This window comes from Bacillus sp. PAMC28571, assembly GCF_014250435.1.
Classification (GTDB): Bacteria; Bacillota; Bacilli; order Bacillales; family Bacillaceae; genus Bacillus; species Bacillus safensis.
On sequence record NZ_CP060191.1, the window covers coordinates 266,509 to 285,105 of the forward strand.

17 protein-coding genes, 4 tRNA genes and 3 rRNA genes are annotated in these 18,597 nt (G+C 44.8%); 19 read left to right on the forward strand and 5 right to left on the reverse strand.

Annotated elements, in window-relative coordinates; translation table 11 throughout:
- Positions 1-87: 87 nt before the first annotated feature.
- The 4 genes from H7F25_RS01160 to H7F25_RS01175 all read left to right on the forward strand — a co-directional run bounded on the left by H7F25_RS01160 (position 88) and on the right by H7F25_RS01175 (position 2,882).
- Complete coding sequence (locus tag H7F25_RS01160) at positions 88-561, forward strand: MarR family winged helix-turn-helix transcriptional regulator (protein ID WP_025093552.1); 474 nt, start codon at positions 88-90, stop codon at positions 559-561.
- Positions 545-1,168, forward strand: coding sequence for a nitroreductase family protein (locus tag H7F25_RS01165; protein WP_185854133.1), 624 nt, complete (start codon positions 545-547; stop codon positions 1,166-1,168). The genes H7F25_RS01160 and H7F25_RS01165 overlap by 17 nt, the downstream gene beginning before the upstream one ends.
- A gap of 17 nt (positions 1,169-1,185) precedes the next feature.
- On the forward strand, positions 1,186-2,238 hold the full coding sequence (locus tag H7F25_RS01170) for an LLM class flavin-dependent oxidoreductase (protein WP_024425426.1): 1,053 nt from the start codon (positions 1,186-1,188) through the stop codon (positions 2,236-2,238).
- A gap of 350 nt (positions 2,239-2,588) precedes the next feature.
- Positions 2,589-2,882, forward strand: coding sequence for a hypothetical protein (locus H7F25_RS01175; protein WP_103132697.1), 294 nt, complete (start codon positions 2,589-2,591; stop codon positions 2,880-2,882).
- Positions 2,883-2,914: 32 nt separating this feature from the next.
- Here the strand turns inward: H7F25_RS01175 and H7F25_RS01180 are convergent, their stop codons facing one another.
- Positions 2,915-3,478, reverse strand: coding sequence for a helix-turn-helix domain-containing protein (locus H7F25_RS01180; protein WP_024425428.1), 564 nt, complete (start codon positions 3,476-3,478; stop codon positions 2,915-2,917).
- A 110-nt stretch (positions 3,479-3,588) separates the two neighbouring features.
- On the opposite strand from H7F25_RS01180, the gene H7F25_RS01185 reads away from it, so the two are divergent.
- Positions 3,589-4,176, forward strand: a complete 588-nt coding sequence (locus H7F25_RS01185) for a LysE family transporter (RefSeq protein WP_024425429.1) — start codon at positions 3,589-3,591, stop codon at positions 4,174-4,176.
- A 4-nt stretch (positions 4,177-4,180) separates the two neighbouring features.
- On the opposite strand, the gene H7F25_RS01190 is transcribed toward H7F25_RS01185, so the two are convergent.
- Positions 4,181-4,732 carry a GNAT family N-acetyltransferase gene (locus H7F25_RS01190; protein ID WP_024427791.1) on the reverse strand — a complete coding sequence of 184 codons (552 nt, stop codon included), beginning with the start codon at positions 4,730-4,732 and terminating at the stop codon, positions 4,181-4,183.
- Between the two features lie 123 nt (positions 4,733-4,855).
- Here H7F25_RS01190 and H7F25_RS01195 point away from each other — a divergent pair, with 123 nt between their 5' ends.
- Positions 4,856-5,041 (forward strand): CsbD family protein, encoded by a 186-nt coding sequence (locus H7F25_RS01195; protein ID WP_024427790.1) that lies wholly within the window; start codon positions 4,856-4,858, stop codon positions 5,039-5,041.
- A gap of 148 nt (positions 5,042-5,189) precedes the next feature.
- On the forward strand, positions 5,190-5,852 hold the full coding sequence (locus H7F25_RS01200) for an O-methyltransferase (protein ID WP_024425432.1): 663 nt from the start codon (positions 5,190-5,192) through the stop codon (positions 5,850-5,852).
- 36 nt (positions 5,853-5,888) lie between these two features.
- On the opposite strand, the gene H7F25_RS01205 is transcribed toward H7F25_RS01200, so the two are convergent.
- Entirely contained in the window at positions 5,889-6,215 is a 327-nt protein-coding gene (locus H7F25_RS01205; protein ID WP_024427789.1) for an AzlD domain-containing protein, read from the reverse strand.
- Positions 6,212-6,937, reverse strand: coding sequence for an AzlC family ABC transporter permease (locus H7F25_RS01210; protein ID WP_024427788.1), 726 nt, complete (start codon positions 6,935-6,937; stop codon positions 6,212-6,214). Before H7F25_RS01210 ends, H7F25_RS01205 begins: the two co-directional genes overlap by 4 nt.
- 297 nt (positions 6,938-7,234) lie before the next feature.
- Here H7F25_RS01210 and H7F25_RS01215 point away from each other — a divergent pair, with 297 nt between their 5' ends.
- Positions 7,235-8,110: a DMT family transporter gene (locus tag H7F25_RS01215; protein WP_025093546.1), complete on the forward strand. Its 876-nt coding sequence runs from the start codon at positions 7,235-7,237 to the stop codon at positions 8,108-8,110.
- Positions 8,111-8,186: 76 nt separating this feature from the next.
- Positions 8,187-9,206 carry a S66 family peptidase gene (locus tag H7F25_RS01220; RefSeq protein ID WP_185854134.1) on the forward strand — a complete coding sequence of 340 codons (1,020 nt, stop codon included), beginning with the start codon at positions 8,187-8,189 and terminating at the stop codon, positions 9,204-9,206.
- A gap of 35 nt (positions 9,207-9,241) precedes the next feature.
- Here the strand turns inward: H7F25_RS01220 and gltP are convergent, their stop codons facing one another.
- Positions 9,242-10,492, reverse strand: a complete 1,251-nt coding sequence (gene gltP, locus H7F25_RS01225) for a glutamate-aspartate/proton symporter GltP (protein ID WP_185854135.1) — start codon at positions 10,490-10,492, stop codon at positions 9,242-9,244.
- 369 nt (positions 10,493-10,861) lie between these two features.
- Here gltP and H7F25_RS01230 point away from each other — a divergent pair.
- The 10 genes from H7F25_RS01230 (at position 10,862) to tsaB (ending at position 18,583) form a co-directional block, all read left to right on the forward strand.
- Positions 10,862-10,938, forward strand: a tRNA-Arg gene (locus tag H7F25_RS01230).
- A gap of 11 nt (positions 10,939-10,949) precedes the next feature.
- A tRNA-Gly gene (locus H7F25_RS01235) sits at positions 10,950-11,023 on the forward strand.
- A gap of 134 nt (positions 11,024-11,157) precedes the next feature.
- A 16S ribosomal RNA gene (locus H7F25_RS01240) occupies positions 11,158-12,706 on the forward strand.
- A gap of 182 nt (positions 12,707-12,888) precedes the next feature.
- Positions 12,889-15,819: ribosomal RNA gene (locus H7F25_RS01245) — 23S ribosomal RNA — on the forward strand.
- A gap of 61 nt (positions 15,820-15,880) precedes the next feature.
- A 5S ribosomal RNA gene (gene rrf / locus H7F25_RS01250) occupies positions 15,881-15,996 on the forward strand.
- The 16S, 23S and 5S rRNA genes sit together here with 4 tRNA genes alongside, the layout of an rRNA operon.
- Positions 15,997-16,014: 18 nt before the next feature.
- A tRNA-Met gene (locus H7F25_RS01255) sits at positions 16,015-16,091 on the forward strand.
- Positions 16,092-16,095: 4 nt separating this feature from the next.
- Positions 16,096-16,172, forward strand: a tRNA-Asp gene (locus H7F25_RS01260).
- A gap of 273 nt (positions 16,173-16,445) precedes the next feature.
- Positions 16,446-17,423 carry a thiamine-phosphate kinase gene (gene thiL, locus H7F25_RS01265; protein WP_185854136.1) on the forward strand — a complete coding sequence of 326 codons (978 nt, stop codon included), beginning with the start codon at positions 16,446-16,448 and terminating at the stop codon, positions 17,421-17,423.
- A gap of 13 nt (positions 17,424-17,436) precedes the next feature.
- The gene (tsaE, locus tag H7F25_RS01270) at positions 17,437-17,913 is read left to right on the forward strand and encodes a tRNA (adenosine(37)-N6)-threonylcarbamoyltransferase complex ATPase subunit type 1 TsaE (RefSeq protein WP_059376127.1); all 477 of its coding nucleotides are present in this window, start codon (positions 17,437-17,439) and stop codon (positions 17,911-17,913) included.
- On the forward strand, positions 17,894-18,583 hold the full coding sequence (gene tsaB / locus H7F25_RS01275) for a tRNA (adenosine(37)-N6)-threonylcarbamoyltransferase complex dimerization subunit type 1 TsaB (protein ID WP_185854137.1): 690 nt from the start codon (positions 17,894-17,896) through the stop codon (positions 18,581-18,583). The genes tsaE and tsaB overlap by 20 nt, the downstream gene beginning before the upstream one ends.
- Positions 18,584-18,597 lie beyond the last annotated feature (14 nt).

Here is an 18,597-nt window from a genome sequence, read left to right on the forward strand (position 1 = left end):
TGAAATAAACTCGTTGACAAGAAAATATCCTAGTGTTAGGATAAATTTACCCTAGTTTTAGGATTTCTTGAAAAAGGAGTAGTTGCCATGGTGCAGCATGATCATGAATTAGATTTAAGGCTATTCCGCGTGTGGATGAAAGCCTATCAAGCCCTTTTTACAAATATCCAAAAAGACATTGAACGTTATGATATCGGATTTGAGAACTTTCAGATCCTTGAATTGCTCTACAGTAAAGGGCCTCAGCCTGTTCAAAAAATTAGCGATATCCTCTCAATCCCAAGTGGAAGCATGACATATGTCGTGAACAAACTAGAAAAACAAGAACTGGTGAAAAGGCAATGTGCGCCTTCAGATAAGCGGGTATTTCATGTATGGCTGACGGAAAAAGGGAAGCAATTGTTTGACGATATTTTCCCTAAACACACAGAGGTCATTTCGCAAAATCTAGCCTTTATTGAAAAAGAAGAAAAAGAGCAGCTCATTGAATTACTGAAAAAAATCGGTTTAGGTGCAAAACAACTTCGCGAAAAGGGGAAACAAGATGACACTCAGCTTTGATACGTTGGTACGTGAAAGACGATCCGCATCAAATTTTTTGCCAAATATCTCGATTTCGAGAGAAGAGCTTAACAGCATATTTGAAGAGGTCAAGCTGGCACCATCCGCTTTTAACTTGCAGCATACACAATATGTTGTCGTCCAAACAGAAGAGCTGAAAGAACAAGTAAGAGAAGCGGCATTTGGACAATATAAAGTGCACTCTGCTTCAGCAGCGATCATCGTACTCGGAGATCCAAAAGCTTATGAGCACGCAGGGAACATATATGAAGGCCTAAAAATGCTAGGCATTATCAATGCGCAGCAATATGAAGAAATGGTCAGAGACACCATGAGCTTTTATGTGCAGAGAGGAGCCGATTTCCAGAAGGAAGAGGCGATCCGCAATGCTTCCTTATCTGCCATGCTGTTTATGCTTGCCGCTAAAAATAAAGGCTGGGATACTTGCCCGATGATCGGTTTTGATCCCGAAGCAATGAAAAAGGTATTAAACATTCAATCAGATTTGGTTCCTGTGTTAATGATTACACTCGGAAAAGAAAAAGTAGAGAGCAGACAAGCGAGAGGCTATAGAAAGCCAGTTTCTGAATTTGTGACATATTTATAAGACAGGGGGTTCCCATCATGGAACTAGGAATTAGTACATTTGTTGAAACAACACCCGATTTTCAAACAGGAAAAACAGTCAGTCACGCACAGCGTATTCGAGAAGTAGTAGAAGAAATTATTTTAGCAGATCAAGTCGGTCTCGATGTATTTGGCGTAGGTGAGCATCACCGTGAGGATTTCGCCGCATCGAATCCAGCTGTCGTCTTAGCGGCTGCAGCCACACAAACAAAAAATATTCGTCTGACAAGTGCAGTGACAGTCCTTTCATCAGCAGATCCTGTTCGTGTATTTCAGGATTTTGCAACGCTGGATGGACTATCAAACGGACGTGCAGAAATTATGGCAGGCCGTGGTTCATTTATTGAATCATTCCCGCTCTTTGGCTATGACCTGGATGACTATGAAGAATTATTTGAAGAAAAGCTTGATTTGCTGTTGAAATTACAGCAGTCAGAGCGTGTAACATGGAGCGGAAAGCATCGCCCATCCATTCAGGATGTTGGGGTGTACCCAAGACCTGTTCAAGATCCGCTTCCAATCTGGATCGGCAGTGGAGGAAACCGTGAATCGGTCGTACGTGCTGGATTACTAGGGTTACCGCTTGTACTTGCCATCATTGGCGGAAGTCCTAGACAGTTCGCACCGCTCGTTCAGCTGTACAAGCAAGCGGCAGTGCACGCTGGACATGACCCTGAGAAATTAACTGTAGCATCACATTCTCATGGATTTGTTGCGGCAGAAACAGACCTGGCAGCAGATCAATTCTTCCCATCTACACAGCATGTGATGAACACATTAGCGAGAGAGCGCGGCTGGGGACCTTATACTCGTTCTACGTTTGATGCAGCGAGAACTTTAGAAGGCGCGCTGTATGTAGGAGATCCAGATACAGTGGCAGAGAAAGTCATTCACCTTAGAAAAAATGTAGGCATCACACGTTTTATGCTTCATGTACCGGTTGGTTCAATGCCGCATGATCAAGTGCTGAAAGCCATTGAGCTATTTGGAAAAGAAGTGGCTCCTAAAGTAAGAGAAGAGGTTGCCCGCTGGGAAGCAGAGCAAAAATAAATAAAAAGGCCGATCAAGAGAATAGGCTTGATCGGCCTTTTCTTATGCTTAAGGATCAATAACACATGGTTTCACTGTAGGGCATGAAGCAGCAGAAGCAAATGGTGTGATCGCCAAGGAGAAGAGGAAAACAAGTTGAAAACAGATGAGCCATTTTTTCATGAAATCACCTCCGTTCACAATTGTTTCACTAGGTTGAGATGAGGATAAAAGCATAGAAGTATGTAACACACTCTATCCAGCATAAGACAATGATATCATAATTTTCAAAAAAATGAAAAAATAAACTTACAAAAGTTCTAAATTATGGTATAGTTTATATGTTCAACAAAAAAGGGAGGGATTTTTTTGTGAAAAAGGTCATGTCTTCTGTTTTGGTTGGAGCAATTGTCTTAACGGGTGCTGGGATCACAACTGCTCCAGTGGAAGCAAAGGAGCAAACAAACAGTGAAGTAACGGCTCAGGCCAGTCGAACTGTTTCAGTAACAAGAACATATACGACATCAAACATCCCAGAAAGTATTGTATATGCAGAGGATGGCTGGGTAGGGATTTTAAAACAAACCTCTATTGAAGAATTAGGATTAGGAAAATATAGAGTCACATTTACTGGAACAGTGGTACGCGATCCGGGATTTAATTAAATAAACGTAAAGCTGACAGGTGGACAAGCCTGTCAGCTTTTTTCATGAGGATAATAAAGAATCATTTGCATCCGTACCATTTGTTCTCCGGTTTGTTTATACGTGTGCGTCCGGTCCGCTTTAAAACGAATAGAGTCTCCGGCTTTTAAGGTGTATTGTTCATCACCAATGGATAAATCAAGGACTCCCTCAAAAACAGTGATCAATTCCTCTGTTCCCCCAATGTGTTCACTCGCACGAAGCGACCCGCCTCGATCAATTTCCACTCGGTACATTTCAAATTTCCCCCGGTCGTCAAAAGGGAAAGTCGTGTATACACGATATTTTCCATCATCTTCAGTTAAAACCTGTGCATCTTCCTTGCGTACTACCTTGATTTCAGGCTGTGGTGCGTGAATGAGCTCACTAAAAGATACCTTTAATCCGTTGGCGATTTTCCACAAAGTCGTGATGGTAGGGGTTGATTCTCCTCTTTCAATTTGTCCAATCATCGTCTTGCTGACACCAGTTAATTCTGCCATCTTTTCGAGGCTTAATTTTTTTTGATCTCTCAGAAGCCTCACATTTTTAGAAATAATCGATTGTACGTCTTCCATGAAAAAAGCTCCTTTCTCTATTTACTTTATAAAGACCGAACGTTACAATAAAACGTAATGTACGCAATAAAGTAATTAAAGTCTAAATAACGTATAAGGGAGGCGGCATTTTGATTGTATCCATGTTGATCTATGCTTTTGTTAGCAGCTTTACCCCAGGGCCCAACAACATCATGGCCATGGTCTTTACAAATAAATATGGGGTCAAGCAAACATTTCGATTTTGTTTAGGTGTAGGTATCGGATTTCTCGTCATTTTGTGTTTGAGCTGCTTCTTTAATCTCATCCTTTATCAAGTGATGCCGAAAATAGGATGGGTCATGGCGTTCATCGGAGCTGCATACATGATTTATTTAGCGGTCAAAATCATGAAAAGTAAAGGCGGGGATGACGAAACACTTGATCGCTACAATCATTTTATCCCTGGTATGATGCTGCAATTTATCAACCCAAAAGCGATTTTGTATGGATTGACTGTGATTTCAACATTTGTTTTGCCATATGGACAATCTAATATGCAGTATGTCATATGGACGCTGATTCTCGCACTCATTGGCTTTCTTGGTACATTCAGCTGGAGCTTATTTGGCTCTTTGTATAAGCGTTTTTTGACTGCTTACGAAAAACCGTTCCAGTATGTGATGGGGCTGCTTCTGATATACAGTGCGATTTCGATGATATGGGGCTATGTGATGTAAGTAGTCAGGAGCTTGGCAGCTGTCTGCCCATCACAACAGTATCATAATATAATCCGTCACTCAGCCGTTTATCGTTTTTTAATACGCCTTCAATCAAAAAGCCGTGGTTCTCATATAACCGAATAGCTTTTTTGTTCGTTTCCAGCACTTGAAGTGACATCTTCTGTATACCCTGCTGATCTGCCCAGTCGATTGAAGCGGCTAAAAGCTCTTTCCCGATGTGATAGCCCCAAGCATCTTTCTGGATGGCGACGCCAAATGTCACTTTGTGAGCAAATCGCTTGAGTGAATGGCCCTCGCATCTTGAAAAACCGACAATTTTTCTTTCAATAGCAGCGACCAAAAATAAATGCCGGCTTTGCTTGCTATCCTCTTGAATCAAAGCCTCAAATGCTTTTTCATCAAGAAAGGCTTCGCCCGGTTCACGGTCTAAATACTCTGTTTCACCATCGATTTTCAGTCTGAGAGCTGATAACTGTTTGGCATCGGCCGCTGAAGCGGACCGAATATGATAGGTCAACCCACGAACTGTGAATATTTTTTCAGAGACGATCATGAAATAGAACACCAACCCTTCTTCTAATGTCTATCATACCTGAAACGTGTACATCGCACACTCAGATGTTTTGTATCTTTCAAAAAGGCTAAATGAATAGTATCAAACGTGGAGGTGGAACAAATGAGTAAAGAAAAAGGACATATGGATAAAGCGAAAGGAAAAACAAATCAAGTCAAAGGTCAAGTCAAAGAAAAGCTTGGTGAAGCAACCGATCATCAAAACTTGAAAGCAGAAGGGAAAAAGGATCAAGCAAAAGGAAAGCTTCAAGATAAAAAAGGGGATGTCAAAAATAAGCTGAACGAGTAGAACCGAAACAAGTGCGTTGCTTCATGTATTCCTCATCACATGTCTTTCATCAAAAAAATGAATAGATGTGTGAAAAGAATTGATTATACGTTCTCACGATCATCATGTAGACTTGAGAGAGAAGACATGATCAAGGGAGATGGATAAAATGGAGCACGTGTGGGGAAAAGTTGACGAGTATATCACAGACAAGTTGATTCCTAAAGATGATGTATTGGAGCAAACCCTTACTCATAATAAGCAAGCGGGTCTGCCAGAAATTGATGTGTCACCAGCCCAAGGGAAAATGCTTTATTTATTAGCAAAAACGAAGAATGCAAAGCGCATTTTAGAAATCGGGACACTCGGTGGATACAGTACTATTTGGCTGGCTCGTGCTCTTGAAGAGGATGGGGAACTCATCACATTAGAGGCTGTCAGCCATCATGTACAGATCGCACAGCAAAACATTAGCAGAGCGGGCTTATCAGAACGGGTGAGCATTTTGGAAGGAAAGGCATTAGATACGTTATCTCAGTTAAAAGAGAAGGCTGCGCTTCCATTCGATTTCATTTTCATTGATGCAGATAAACCGAACAATCCGAAATATCTGAAGTGGGCGTTACATTTCTCGAAAAAGGGAACAGTCATTATTGCAGACAATGTCGTCAGAAATGGTGCAGTCCTTCATGACTCTGATGAGGATGAACGAGTACAAGGAACTCGTGAATTTTTCGATTTACTCAAACAAGAGCCGAGAATAGAGGCAACAGCGATTCAAACTGTTGGGGAAAAAGGTTATGATGGATTTGTATACGGAATCGTCAAATGAAACAAAGCTTAACCACATGTGGTTAAGCTTTTTCTTTTAGAAAAACCATCTAGCAGTGCCCATCAGCATGACGCCGGCAAGAACAGTAAGTGACAGGCTTTTTGTCCAAACAGCAATGAGTACAGTAGGAGTCAAGACAACAAGATACATCCAGTGAATGGTGACGCCTGTGCCTGTTGATGTATGGATGAAGAGATGCTCTGCAATCAAAGCTGTAAAGATACAAATAGGAATAAACGATAACCATTTCAGCACCACTTCAGGCAGCTGAATACTCCGTACAAATATAAAGGGTACGACTCTCGGAATGACGGTGACGATCATACAACCAACAATGAGCCATAACATAAAGCTGCTAATCATTTATCTGTCACCACCCCAATAGTTGCGACAAGTACAGTTGCTATGAGAACAGCCACATGTGATGGAACAAAATGAAGCAGAACAAACATAGCAATGACCATATACAACACAAGCGACAGGCGATGAGTTAACTTATTTTTGGGTACTGTCTGTAACGAAAGGACTAACAGTGCAGCAAACATCGCTGATAAAGCAAAATCAAGACCAAGCGCTTCAGGATTTGAAATCCAATGTCCAAAAATGCCGCCAAGTATGCAGGCCGCAATCCAGCATAAATACGCCGTTAAGTTCAGTCCGTGCATCCACCTGTTATTCAGCTTTCCTTGCTGCGCTAATTTATTTATTGCTACACCGAAGGATTCATCAGTCAGCAATAGACCGAATCCTATATTTTGTTTCACAGAGTAGCGTGTGAAATGAGGAGCAAGCGTCAGGCTGAGCAATAAATGCCGCAGATTGACAATAAATGTGGTGAAAATAATAGCGGAAAGGGGACTCCCTGTCACAAGCAGTGCACAGATAATAAACTGTGAAGCACCTGCGTAAATAAAAATTGATAAAAGCGCAATATCCCATATACTTAACTGTGCGCTAATTCCAACAATTCCGAAGGCAAACCCAATACTCATATAACCGAGCAGGGTTGGCACACAATCTTTTATTCCCTCGAGAAACGGTTCATGTTCCGTGCTGGGAATGTGTTTTCTCGCTTCAATATCCAACGTCCTCTACTCCTTTTCTCCGTGGCCACCTATAGTTTTACTTACTATATGAAAACGAATTCAGCATGTCAATACCCGTTTATCTTCTATTATATGAAGAAAAATGGTGACAAAAAAGGATTGAAGTCAACCAGAATTTGTTATAAAGTAGTCTGAAAATAAAAATAAATGAGGTGACGACAATGCTATGGAAGCCTTTATTTGAACATGATGTACCAAACACCCTCCGTCCATAAAGGAGAGTGATCTCCGTTTGTGGATATGGCGATCAATATATCCAGTAACGGAGGGGAAAAGATGAAGGAAAAATATATAGGCGCCCTTTACCTAGCAATCGCTGCAAGTATTTGGGGCGGCATGTACGTTGTTGTCAAAGTAACAGTAGCGGTGGTTCCGCCGCTTGAGCTAGTATGGATGAGATATGCTGTAGCAGGAATCGTGCTGGTATGCACCATTTGGCGCTTGGGCTATTCCTTTCGATTAGATAAAAAAGATATCCCGCTTGTTGTCATGATCGGATTGATCGGAAATTTCCTATCAATTGTGACCCAAGAAATTGGCACCATGTATACGTCGGCACAAATGGGGGCTGTGATCACATCTGCGACCCCTGCTTTTATGGTGCTGTTTGCGTTCTTTCTATTAAAAGAAGCCATGACTGTTCGAAAGTGCGCATCCATCCTGCTTGCGACAGCAGGTGTATGGCTCATGATTGGACCAGTCGCAGTGCAAACAGATGAATTTGTTGGCGGTCTTTCATTAGTTTTCGCTGCTTTAACTTGGGCACTGATGTCTGTTTTGCTGAAACGAGTTCCAGGAAAATACCCTCAAGTCGTGACGACCACATATGCGATCATCATTGCATTCATTGTCTTAACACCAGCTGTTTTATTTCGCCTGCCTCATCTAGATGTGGAGCAGATGGCAAGGCCAGAGATTTGGGGCGGCATTCTCTATCTAGGCGTCATCTCAACAGCTCTAGCATTCTTTTTGTGGAATAGAGGGCTTCAATTGATGGATGCCTCGAGCGGCGGTCTGTTCTTTTTCTTTCAACCGATCGTAGGGGCAGCTCTCGGCTGGCTGCTTTTAGGTGAAGAGATGGGGATACGCTCATTCATTGGGATTCTATGTATCTTTGCAGGAGTCTATACTGTACTGCGTCAAAAGGAATAAGAAGAGATGTCCCTTATAAAAGGGGCATTTTCTTTAAAATGGACAGGGAAGAGAGTAGAGGTTGGGGGGAAGCAGAATGATACAATTTCCGCATTTGCAAAAAGGACAAACAATTGGCGTCACAGCACCTTCCTCAGGTGTACAGCCATCTTTGCATGACATGTTTCAGCTTTCATGTGAACGAATGAAACATAGAGGCTACGATGTCATATGTGGAGAGACGGTCTGGCAGCAGGAAAAGGCAAAATCTGCGCCTGCGATAGAACGAGCAAACGAACTTCAGTACATGATGACATGTGAGGAGATTGATCACATCATCCCGCCATGGGGAGGACAGCTGCTTATGGAAGTGCTAGAGCATCTCGATTTCTCATCGATGAAAAAAAAGTGGATTCTTGGTTACTCAGATACGAGTGCACTTCTGCTGGCGTTAACATTAAAAACAGGCATTGCCACAGCGCATGGACCGAACTTAGTAGATCTTCAGGGAGAAGAGCTTGATCAAACGACTGTTATGTGGGAAGAAGTACTTTCAACAAAAGAAGAAATGGACATAAGCCAGTTTTCTTCATCTATGTATCAAAAGGAATGGAAGCGTGACGATCCGATTAAACATGTCTTTCATTTAACAGAACCGACTGCATGGCATACGGTTGATCAACAAGAAAAGATGGTAAAGGGAAGACTGATGGGTGGCTGCATTGATGTCATACGTCATTTAGCAGGGACACCTTATGGGGACGTCAAAACTTTTCAGAAAACATTCATAAAAGATGAACCAATTCTCTGGTATTTCGAAAACTGCGAATTAAATGCTGCAAGCGTGAAGAGATCGCTTGTTCAATTAAAACTAGCAGGTTGGTTTGATCACTGTTCAGGTATCATGTTTGGGCGTAGTGCAGTAAATGTGCCTGTTGAAGGGTATCAGTATCAGGATGTATATGAAGAATTACAAAAGGAATTACAAATCCCGATTTTTTACGACATAGATTGTGGGCATGTCCCGCCGCAAATGACGCTGATTAATGGGGCATATGCAGAAGTACAGCTGCATCCTCAAGGAAAAGCCGTACTAAAGCAAACATTTTTAGCATAAAAAAGGAAAGGGCGAACCCTTTCCTTCATATCACATTACATCCCTTTTGTTTCTTCACCTGCTTTTGGAACTTCCCACGCCGACTCACGGAATACTTTTTCCCATTTAGATACGACAATACATGCAACGGCATGCCCTGGAACATTCACGCCTGTTCGTGCCATATCCATAATTCGGTCAACACCGGCTATGATGGCAACGCCTTCTGCGGGAAGACCGACTGCATGAGCGGTTGCCAAAAGAACAACGAGTGAACCGGATGGCACAGCTGCAATACCTTTACTCGTTAACACAAGAACAAGCATCATTAAAACCTGCTGTGACAGACTCATGTCGACACCAAACGCTTGTGCAAGAAATACGCAGGCAACCGATAAATATAAACTTGATCCGTCACAATTGAGAGAAAGACCAGATGGAATCACAAAGGAAACGATTCTTTTTGGACACCCGTATTTCTCCATTCGTTCCATCAATTGAGGAAGGACAGTTTCAGTACTCGTAGTAGAGAAGGCAACAAGGAACAAATCCCAAATCATTTTTAATACTTCGAAGTAGTTAAAACGGAAGATCAGTGCGACCAGAGGGAATAAAGCAAAGAGAATAATGAATAATCCTAAAAATACTGTTCCGACAAGCTTCATCATTGGGATTAATAAAACAATGCCATATTGGCCGACAGAAGCAGCCATTAATGCAAGAACCCCAATAGGTGCTGTCACCATCACCATCTGTGTGAGCTTAAACATAATTTGTGCCACTGATTCAAAGAAGGCGAGAACAGGAGCAGAAGCTTTACCGATGCCGCTTGCCGCTACACCAAATAAGATGGCGAAGAAAATGACAGCAAGTAAATCATTCTGAGCCATAACATCGACGATATTGGTTGGAATGATATCTAATACCATTTGTTTAAAGTCAACGACCTTCTCCGTATAACCATCTAATTCCCCAATATCTTTCTTAGCTAATTTAGAGAAATCGAGGCCAACGCCAGGCTTTAGCCCATTTGCCAATAATAGACCGATCCCAAGAACAATGGTTGTGATGACCTCAAACCAAATGATCGTTTTTAATCCAAGGCTGCCCATTTTCTTCATGCCGCCGCTGCCGGCTGCACCAATAACAATCGTAGAGAACACGATTGGAACAACGATCATTTTAATCAGCCTGATGAATCCATCTCCAATTGGCCTGAGGGCCATTCCGAAGTCAGGGAAGAAATGGCCGATAAGAGCTCCTATCACCAAAGCGATCATGATTTGAAAAGCGATAAACTTTTTCATCATCTCCTACCTCCTTTAAATGATTGGAAAAATATTGAGAATTTTCCAATAAATAAAAATTCTATGTGGCCATGTTTTGTCCTCCTTTGTATTTAGAAAGATTTTATTTAAGAATCATTGGAATTATGAAGAAAGAGAAGAAAATAGGGCTATTACATGTCTATTGATCTAAGAAAAAATCAATTTTAAAAAACATGAAACTTTTTTAGAAAAATGTATTGACCCTTTTATGTGATTCATGGTATATTTTTATTCGTCGCTGATGACGTTTCTGAAACACAAACGTTCACACGCATGCGGCAAACAAATTTTAAAAAGATGTTGACTTAATAAAAACGATATGTTAAGATAATTAAGTCGCCTGATTAAGCGCCCGTAGCTCAATTGGATAGAGCGTTTGACTACGGATCAAAAGGTTAGGGGTTCGACTCCTCTCGGGCGCGCCAATACAAACCACGCGGGTGTAGTTTAGTGGTAAAACCTCAGCCTTCCAAGCTGATGTCGTGAGTTCGATTCTCATCACCCGCTCCATTTTTGAACATGATCTTTGAAAATTAAACAAGACAAAACGTACCTGTTAATTCGAGTTTTTATAAAAAAATCCTATGATACTTCATAGGTAGTCAGTCAAACGCTGATGAAAAACAAAACTTCGGTTTTGTACTTTTTCGGAGAGTTTGATCCTGGCTCAGGACGAACGCTGGCGGCGTGCCTAATACATGCAAGTCGAGCGGACAGAAGGGAGCTTGCTCCCGGATGTTAGCGGCGGACGGGTGAGTAACACGTGGGTAACCTGCCTGTAAGACTGGGATAACTCCGGGAAACCGGAGCTAATACCGGATAGTTCCTTGAACCGCATGGTTCAAGGATGAAAGACGGTTTCGGCTGTCACTTACAGATGGACCCGCGGCGCATTAGCTAGTTGGTGGGGTAATGGCTCACCAAGGCGACGATGCGTAGCCGACCTGAGAGGGTGATCGGCCACACTGGGACTGAGACACGGCCCAGACTCCTACGGGAGGCAGCAGTAGGGAATCTTCCGCAATGGACGAAAGTCTGACGGAGCAACGCCGCGTGAGTGATGAAGGTTTTCGGATCGTAAAGCTCTGTTGTTAGGGAAGAACAAGTGCGAGAGTAACTGCTCGCACCTTGACGGTACCTAACCAGAAAGCCACGGCTAACTACGTGCCAGCAGCCGCGGTAATACGTAGGTGGCAAGCGTTGTCCGGAATTATTGGGCGTAAAGGGCTCGCAGGCGGTTTCTTAAGTCTGATGTGAAAGCCCCCGGCTCAACCGGGGAGGGTCATTGGAAACTGGGAAACTTGAGTGCAGAAGAGGAGAGTGGAATTCCACGTGTAGCGGTGAAATGCGTAGAGATGTGGAGGAACACCAGTGGCGAAGGCGACTCTCTGGTCTGTAACTGACGCTGAGGAGCGAAAGCGTGGGGAGCGAACAGGATTAGATACCCTGGTAGTCCACGCCGTAAACGATGAGTGCTAAGTGTTAGGGGGTTTCCGCCCCTTAGTGCTGCAGCTAACGCATTAAGCACTCCGCCTGGGGAGTACGGTCGCAAGACTGAAACTCAAAGGAATTGACGGGGGCCCGCACAAGCGGTGGAGCATGTGGTTTAATTCGAAGCAACGCGAAGAACCTTACCAGGTCTTGACATCCTCTGACAACCCTAGAGATAGGGCTTTCCCTTCGGGGACAGAGTGACAGGTGGTGCATGGTTGTCGTCAGCTCGTGTCGTGAGATGTTGGGTTAAGTCCCGCAACGAGCGCAACCCTTGATCTTAGTTGCCAGCATTCAGTTGGGCACTCTAAGGTGACTGCCGGTGACAAACCGGAGGAAGGTGGGGATGACGTCAAATCATCATGCCCCTTATGACCTGGGCTACACACGTGCTACAATGGACAGAACAAAGGGCTGCAAGACCGCAAGGTTTAGCCAATCCCATAAATCTGTTCTCAGTTCGGATCGCAGTCTGCAACTCGACTGCGTGAAGCTGGAATCGCTAGTAATCGCGGATCAGCATGCCGCGGTGAATACGTTCCCGGGCCTTGTACACACCGCCCGTCACACCACGAGAGTTTGCAACACCCGAAGTCGGTGAGGTAACCTTTATGGAGCCAGCCGCCGAAGGTGGGGCAGATGATTGGGGTGAAGTCGTAACAAGGTAGCCGTATCGGAAGGTGCGGCTGGATCACCTCCTTTCTAAGGATATATGGAGCAGCGTGCGTTTTCGTCTTGTTTAGTTTTGAAGGATCATTCCTTCAAAACATGTCTCTAGCGAGACAGGATTGTTCTTTGAAAACTAGATAACAATAAGTAATACATTCACATTGAATGCAATGCAAAGTTCATCACACATAGTGATTCTTTCTAAAGTAAGAAATGGTTAAGTTAGAAAGGGCGCACGGTGGATGCCTTGGCACTAGGAGCCGATGAAGGACGGGACGAACACCGATATGCTTCGGGGAGCTGTAAGCAAGCTTTGATCCGGAGATTTCCGAATGGGGAAACCCACTGCTCGTAATGGAGTAGTATCCATACTTGAATACATAGAGTATGAGAAGGCATACCCGGGGAACTGAAACATCTAAGTACCCGGAGGAAGAGAAAGCAAATGCGATTCCCTGAGTAGCGGCGAGCGAAACGGGAACAGCCCAAACCAAGAGGCTTGCCTCTTGGGGTTGTAGGACACTCTATACGGAGTTACAAAGGAACGATATAAGCGAAGAGGTCTGGAAAGGCCCGCCAAAGAAGGTAACAGCCCTGTAACTGAAATGTTGTTCTCTCCAGAGTGGATCCTGAGTACGGCGGAACACGTGAAATTCCGTCGGAATCCGGGAGGACCATCTCCCAAGGCTAAATACTCCCTAGTGACCGATAGTGAACCAGTACCGTGAGGGAAAGGTGAAAAGCACCCCGGAAGGGGAGTGAAATAGATCCTGAAACCGTGTGCCTACAAGTAGTCAGAGCCCGTTAACGGGTGATGGCGTGCCTTTTGTAGAATGAACCGGCGAGTTACGATCCCGTGCAAGGTTAAGCAGAAGATGCGGAGCCGCAGCGAAAGCGAGTCTGAATAGGGCGCATGAGTACGTGGTCGTAGACCCGAAACCAGGTGATCTACCCATGTCCAGGGTGAAGTTCAGGTAACACTGAATGGAGGCCCGAACCCACGCACGTTGAAAAGTGCGGGGATGAGGTGTGGGTAGGGGTGAAATGCCAATCGAACCTGGAGATAGCTGGTTCTCTCCGAAATAGCTTTAGGGCTAGCCTCAAGGTAAGAGTCTCGGAGGTAGAGCACTGATTGGACTAGGGGCCCCTACCGGGTTACCGAATTCAGTCAAACTCCGAATGCCGATGACTTATCCTTGGGAGTCAGACTGCGAGTGATAAGATCCGTAGTCGAAAGGGAAACAGCCCAGACCGCCAGCTAAGGTCCCAAAGTATACGTTAAGTGGAAAAGGATGTGGAGTTGCTTAGACAACCAGGATGTTGGCTTAGAAGCAGCCACCATTTAAAGAGTGCGTAATAGCTCACTGGTCGAGTGACTCTGCGCCGAAAATGTACCGGGGCTAAACGTATCACCGAAGCTGCGGACTGTTCTTACGAACAGTGGTAGGAGAGCGTTCTAAGGGCTGTGAAGCCAGACCGGAAGGACTGGTGGAGCGCTTAGAAGTGAGAATGCCGGTATGAGTAGCGAAAGACGGGTGAGAATCCCGTCCACCGAATGCCTAAGGTTTCCTGAGGAAGGCTCGTCCGCTCAGGGTTAGTCGGGACCTAAGCCGAGGCCGAAAGGCGTAGGCGATGGACAACAGGTTGATATTCCTGTACCACCTCCTCACCATTTGAGCAATGGGGGGACGCAGGAGGATAGGGTAAGCGCGGTATTGGATATCCGCGTCCAAGCAGTTAGGCTGGGAAATAGGCAAATCCGTTTCCCGTAAAGGCTGAGCTGTGATGGCGAGCGAAATTTAGTAGCGAAGTTCCTGATTCCACACTGCCAAGAAAAGCCTCTAGCGAGGTGAGAGGTGCCCGTACCGCAAACCGACACAGGTAGGCGAGGAGAGAATCCTAAGGTGATCGAGAGAACTCTCGTTAAGGAACTCGGCAAAATGACCCCGTAACTTCGGGAGAAGGGGTGCTTCTTAGGGTGTTAAAGCCCCGAGAAGCCGCAGTGAATAGGCCCAGGCGACTGTTTAGCAAAAACACAGGTCTCTGCGAAGCCGTAAGGCGAAGTATAGGGGCTGACGCCTGCCCGGTGCTGGAAGGTTAAGAGGAGCGCTTAGCGTAAGCGAAGGTGCGAATTGAAGCCCCAGTAAACGGCGGCCGTAACTATAACGGTCCTAAGGTAGCGAAATTCCTTGTCGGGTAAGTTCCGACCCGCACGAAAGGCGCAACGATCTGGGCACTGTCTCAACGAGAGACTCGGTGAAATTATAGTACCTGTGAAGATGCAGGTTACCCGCGACAGGACGGAAAGACCCCGTGGAGCTTTACTGCAGCCTGATATTGAATGTTGGTACAGCTTGTACAGGATAGGTAGGAGCCTTGGAAACCGGAGCGCTAGCTTCGGTGGAGGCATCGGTGGGATACTACCCTGGCTGTATTGACCTTCTAACCCGCTGCCCTTATCGGGCAGGGAGACAGTGTCAGGTGGGCAGTTTGACTGGGGCGGTCGCCTCCTAAAATGTAACGGAGGCGCCCAAAGGTTCCCTCAGAATGGTTGGAAATCATTCGTAGAGTGTAAAGGCACAAGGGAGCTTGACTGCGAGACCTACAAGTCGAGCAGGGACGAAAGTCGGGCTTAGTGATCCGGTGGTTCCGCATGGAAGGGCCATCGCTCAACGGATAAAAGCTACCCCGGGGATAACAGGCTTATCTCCCCCAAGAGTCCACATCGACGGGGAGGTTTGGCACCTCGATGTCGGCTCATCGCATCCTGGGGCTGTAGTCGGTCCCAAGGGTTGGGCTGTTCGCCCATTAAAGCGGTACGCGAGCTGGGTTCAGAACGTCGTGAGACAGTTCGGTCCCTATCCGTCGCGGGCGCAGGAAATTTGAGAGGAGCTGTCCTTAGTACGAGAGGACCGGGATGGACGCACCGCTGGTGTACCAGTTGTTCTGCCAAGGGCATCGCTGGGTAGCTATGTGCGGACGGGATAAGTGCTGAAAGCATCTAAGCATGAAGCCCCCCTCAAGATGAGATTTCCCATTCCGCAAGGAAGTAAGATCCCTGAAAGATGATCAGGTTGATAGGTCTGAGGTGGAAGCGTGGTGACACGTGGAGCTGACAGATACTAATAGATCGAGGACTTAACCTATATTCTATTGTGAAGCATGAACATTGTTATCTAGTTTTGAGAGAACATTCTCTCCATCAGGTTTGGTGGCGATAGCGAAGAGGTCACACCCGTTCCCATACCGAACACGGAAGTTAAGCTCTTCAGCGCCGATGGTAGTTGGGGGTTTCCCCCTGTGAGAGTAGGACGCCGCCAAGCTTGTAATATTTATATCATCGCGGGGTGGAGCAGTTCGGTAGCTCGTCGGGCTCATAACCCGAAGGTCGCAGGTTCAAATCCTGCCCCCGCAACCAAAATGGTCCGGTAGTTCAGTTGGTTAGAATGCCTGCCTGTCACGCAGGAGGTCGCGGGTTCGAGTCCCGTCCGGACCGCCATTTTTATAACTTGTAAACGAAAACGTATAGTTTCGTTTTTTTTTATGTCTTTTTCTTTCTATAAGTACCCACGATGCAATGAAATGATTTGTGTTTGGCTACACTATATGAAAGAATAGATAGATTACTTCAACCCAGCCTGGTTTTTACACACCAGGCTTTCTTTATATCATTTTTAGTTGGAACTGAGACTTATATTCGCTACACTAATACTAACTGTGTTTGACCTCATGTCTACTTAACCAATTGATTGCAAGAAGGGGCTGTCTTTTTATGGATGAATTTGATCTTATTCGCCGAATCACACCAAAAGATACATATCAGCGCTCTTTGATCATGGGCATCGGTGATGATGCAAGTGTTTATCAACCTCATTCACATTGTGAAGAGGTCGTTTGTGTTGATACAATGGTGGAGCATGTTCATTTTCGTTTTGACTTTTCCACACCTTTTGAAGTTGGCTTTAAGGCACTGGCAGTCAATGTCAGTGATATCGCTGCAATGGGAGGCACCCCAAAGTATTATCTTGTTTCAATTGCAATCCCGCCTCATGGTGATGAAACAATCGTCACGGCTCTTTATGAGGGAATGAAAGCGTTGGCTGACACCTATCGTATGGATTTGATTGGTGGAGATACAGTAGCCACCCGCAGTGACTTTGTCATTACCGTGACGGTCATTGGTGAGGTGTCAAAGGGAACGGCTTGTTATCGTCACAGTGCTCAAACTGGAGACGTCGTCTTTGTCACAGGTGAACTCGGTTCGTCGGCTGCTGGGTTATCAATCTTAATGAACGAAGCAGTCCCTTCTAAGGCGGTCGACGCTGATTTCTTTCTTAAGCGTCATAAAATGCCTCAGCCTCATATTGCTGCTGGTCACATTTGTTCAAGTTTCCCGCGGGTCACCTTGAATGATGTGAGTGATGGATTAGCGAGTGAGTTGAATGAGATAGCTGAAGCGAGCGGTGTGAGGATCGAGATAGAAGCTGATAAGCTTCCAATTCATCCAGATTTACAGGTGCTGCGCAAAGACTGGCTTGAATGGGTGTTATTTGGGGGAGAAGACTTTGTTTTAACTGGTACGATACCAGAATCTGATTGGGAAAGCTTTGAATCTCAATGTCAAAAAGAAGGCATTCAGATCACACGTATTGGACAAGTCAAGGATGATCAAGCAGCTAGTGTTATGTTAAAAGACAATGATCAACAAACAATGTTAATGAAAAAAGGATATAATCATTTTAAGAAATGAGGTGACATCAACGGTGAAATTAACATGGACAACAAAAGGTGCGGATGAGACGAAACGAATTGCCGCTGCTTTGGCCAAACTTGTGATGCCAGGCGATGTATTGACATTAGAAGGAGATTTAGGCGCAGGCAAAACCACTTTTTCAAAAGGTTTTGCGGAAGGCTTAGGAATTACCCGTATCGTCAACAGCCCCACCTTTACAATTATTAAAGAATATACCGATGGCAGACTGCCACTTTACCATATGGACGTGTACCGCATGGAAGATGCGGAAGAAGACATCGGACTAGAAGAATATTTTGAGGGTGAAGGTGTATGCTTGGTTGAATGGGCACATCTGATTGAACCTCAATTGCCTTCTTCCTATTTAAAAATTGAAATGCTGAGAACAGAACGTGAAGAAGAACGGCATCTCACGTTTGATGCAAAAGGGGAGCGTTATGAGTCCCTTTGTAAGGAGATGAAAGAATTTGACCATACTGGCCATTGATACATCAAACCATACACTAGGAATTGCTCTTGTAAGAGATCTCACTGTGATTGGCGAGAGCATTACGTATTTAAAAAAGAACCATTCCGTCCGAGCGATGCCCACTGTTGAAGCATTGATGAAAGAATGTGGTGTAGCACCAAGCGAACTAAGTAAAATCGTTGTGGCAAAAGGACCTGGATCTTACACTGGCGTCAGAATTGGTGTTACCATAGCAAAAACACTTGCGTGGACGCTGTCTATCCCGATATCGGCTGTTTCGAGTTTAGAAGCGCTTGCGGCAAATGGCCAATATTTTGATGGGTATATCTCACCTCTATTTGATGCGAGAAGAGGACAAGTTTATACTGGGCTATATACGTTTGAAAAAGGTAAGATCAAAGAGGTCGAACCAGATCAAAATATCCTGCTCACGGATTGGCTTCATGAGCTGAAGAAGACAGGAAAACCTGTTCTATTTCTTGGACAAGATGTGCACCTTCATGAAGAGAGCATTCGCTCCATTTTAGGAGAAACGGCTGTACTGGCAGAGGGGACATTTCATAACCCAAGACCTTCAGTGCTTGCATTTTTAGGCGCAGATCGTCCTGCTGAAGATGTTCATCAGCTTGTTCCTAACTATATTCGTTTGGCAGAAGCGGAAGTGAAATGGCTTGAAGGACAAAAATAACCTTAACATAGCAG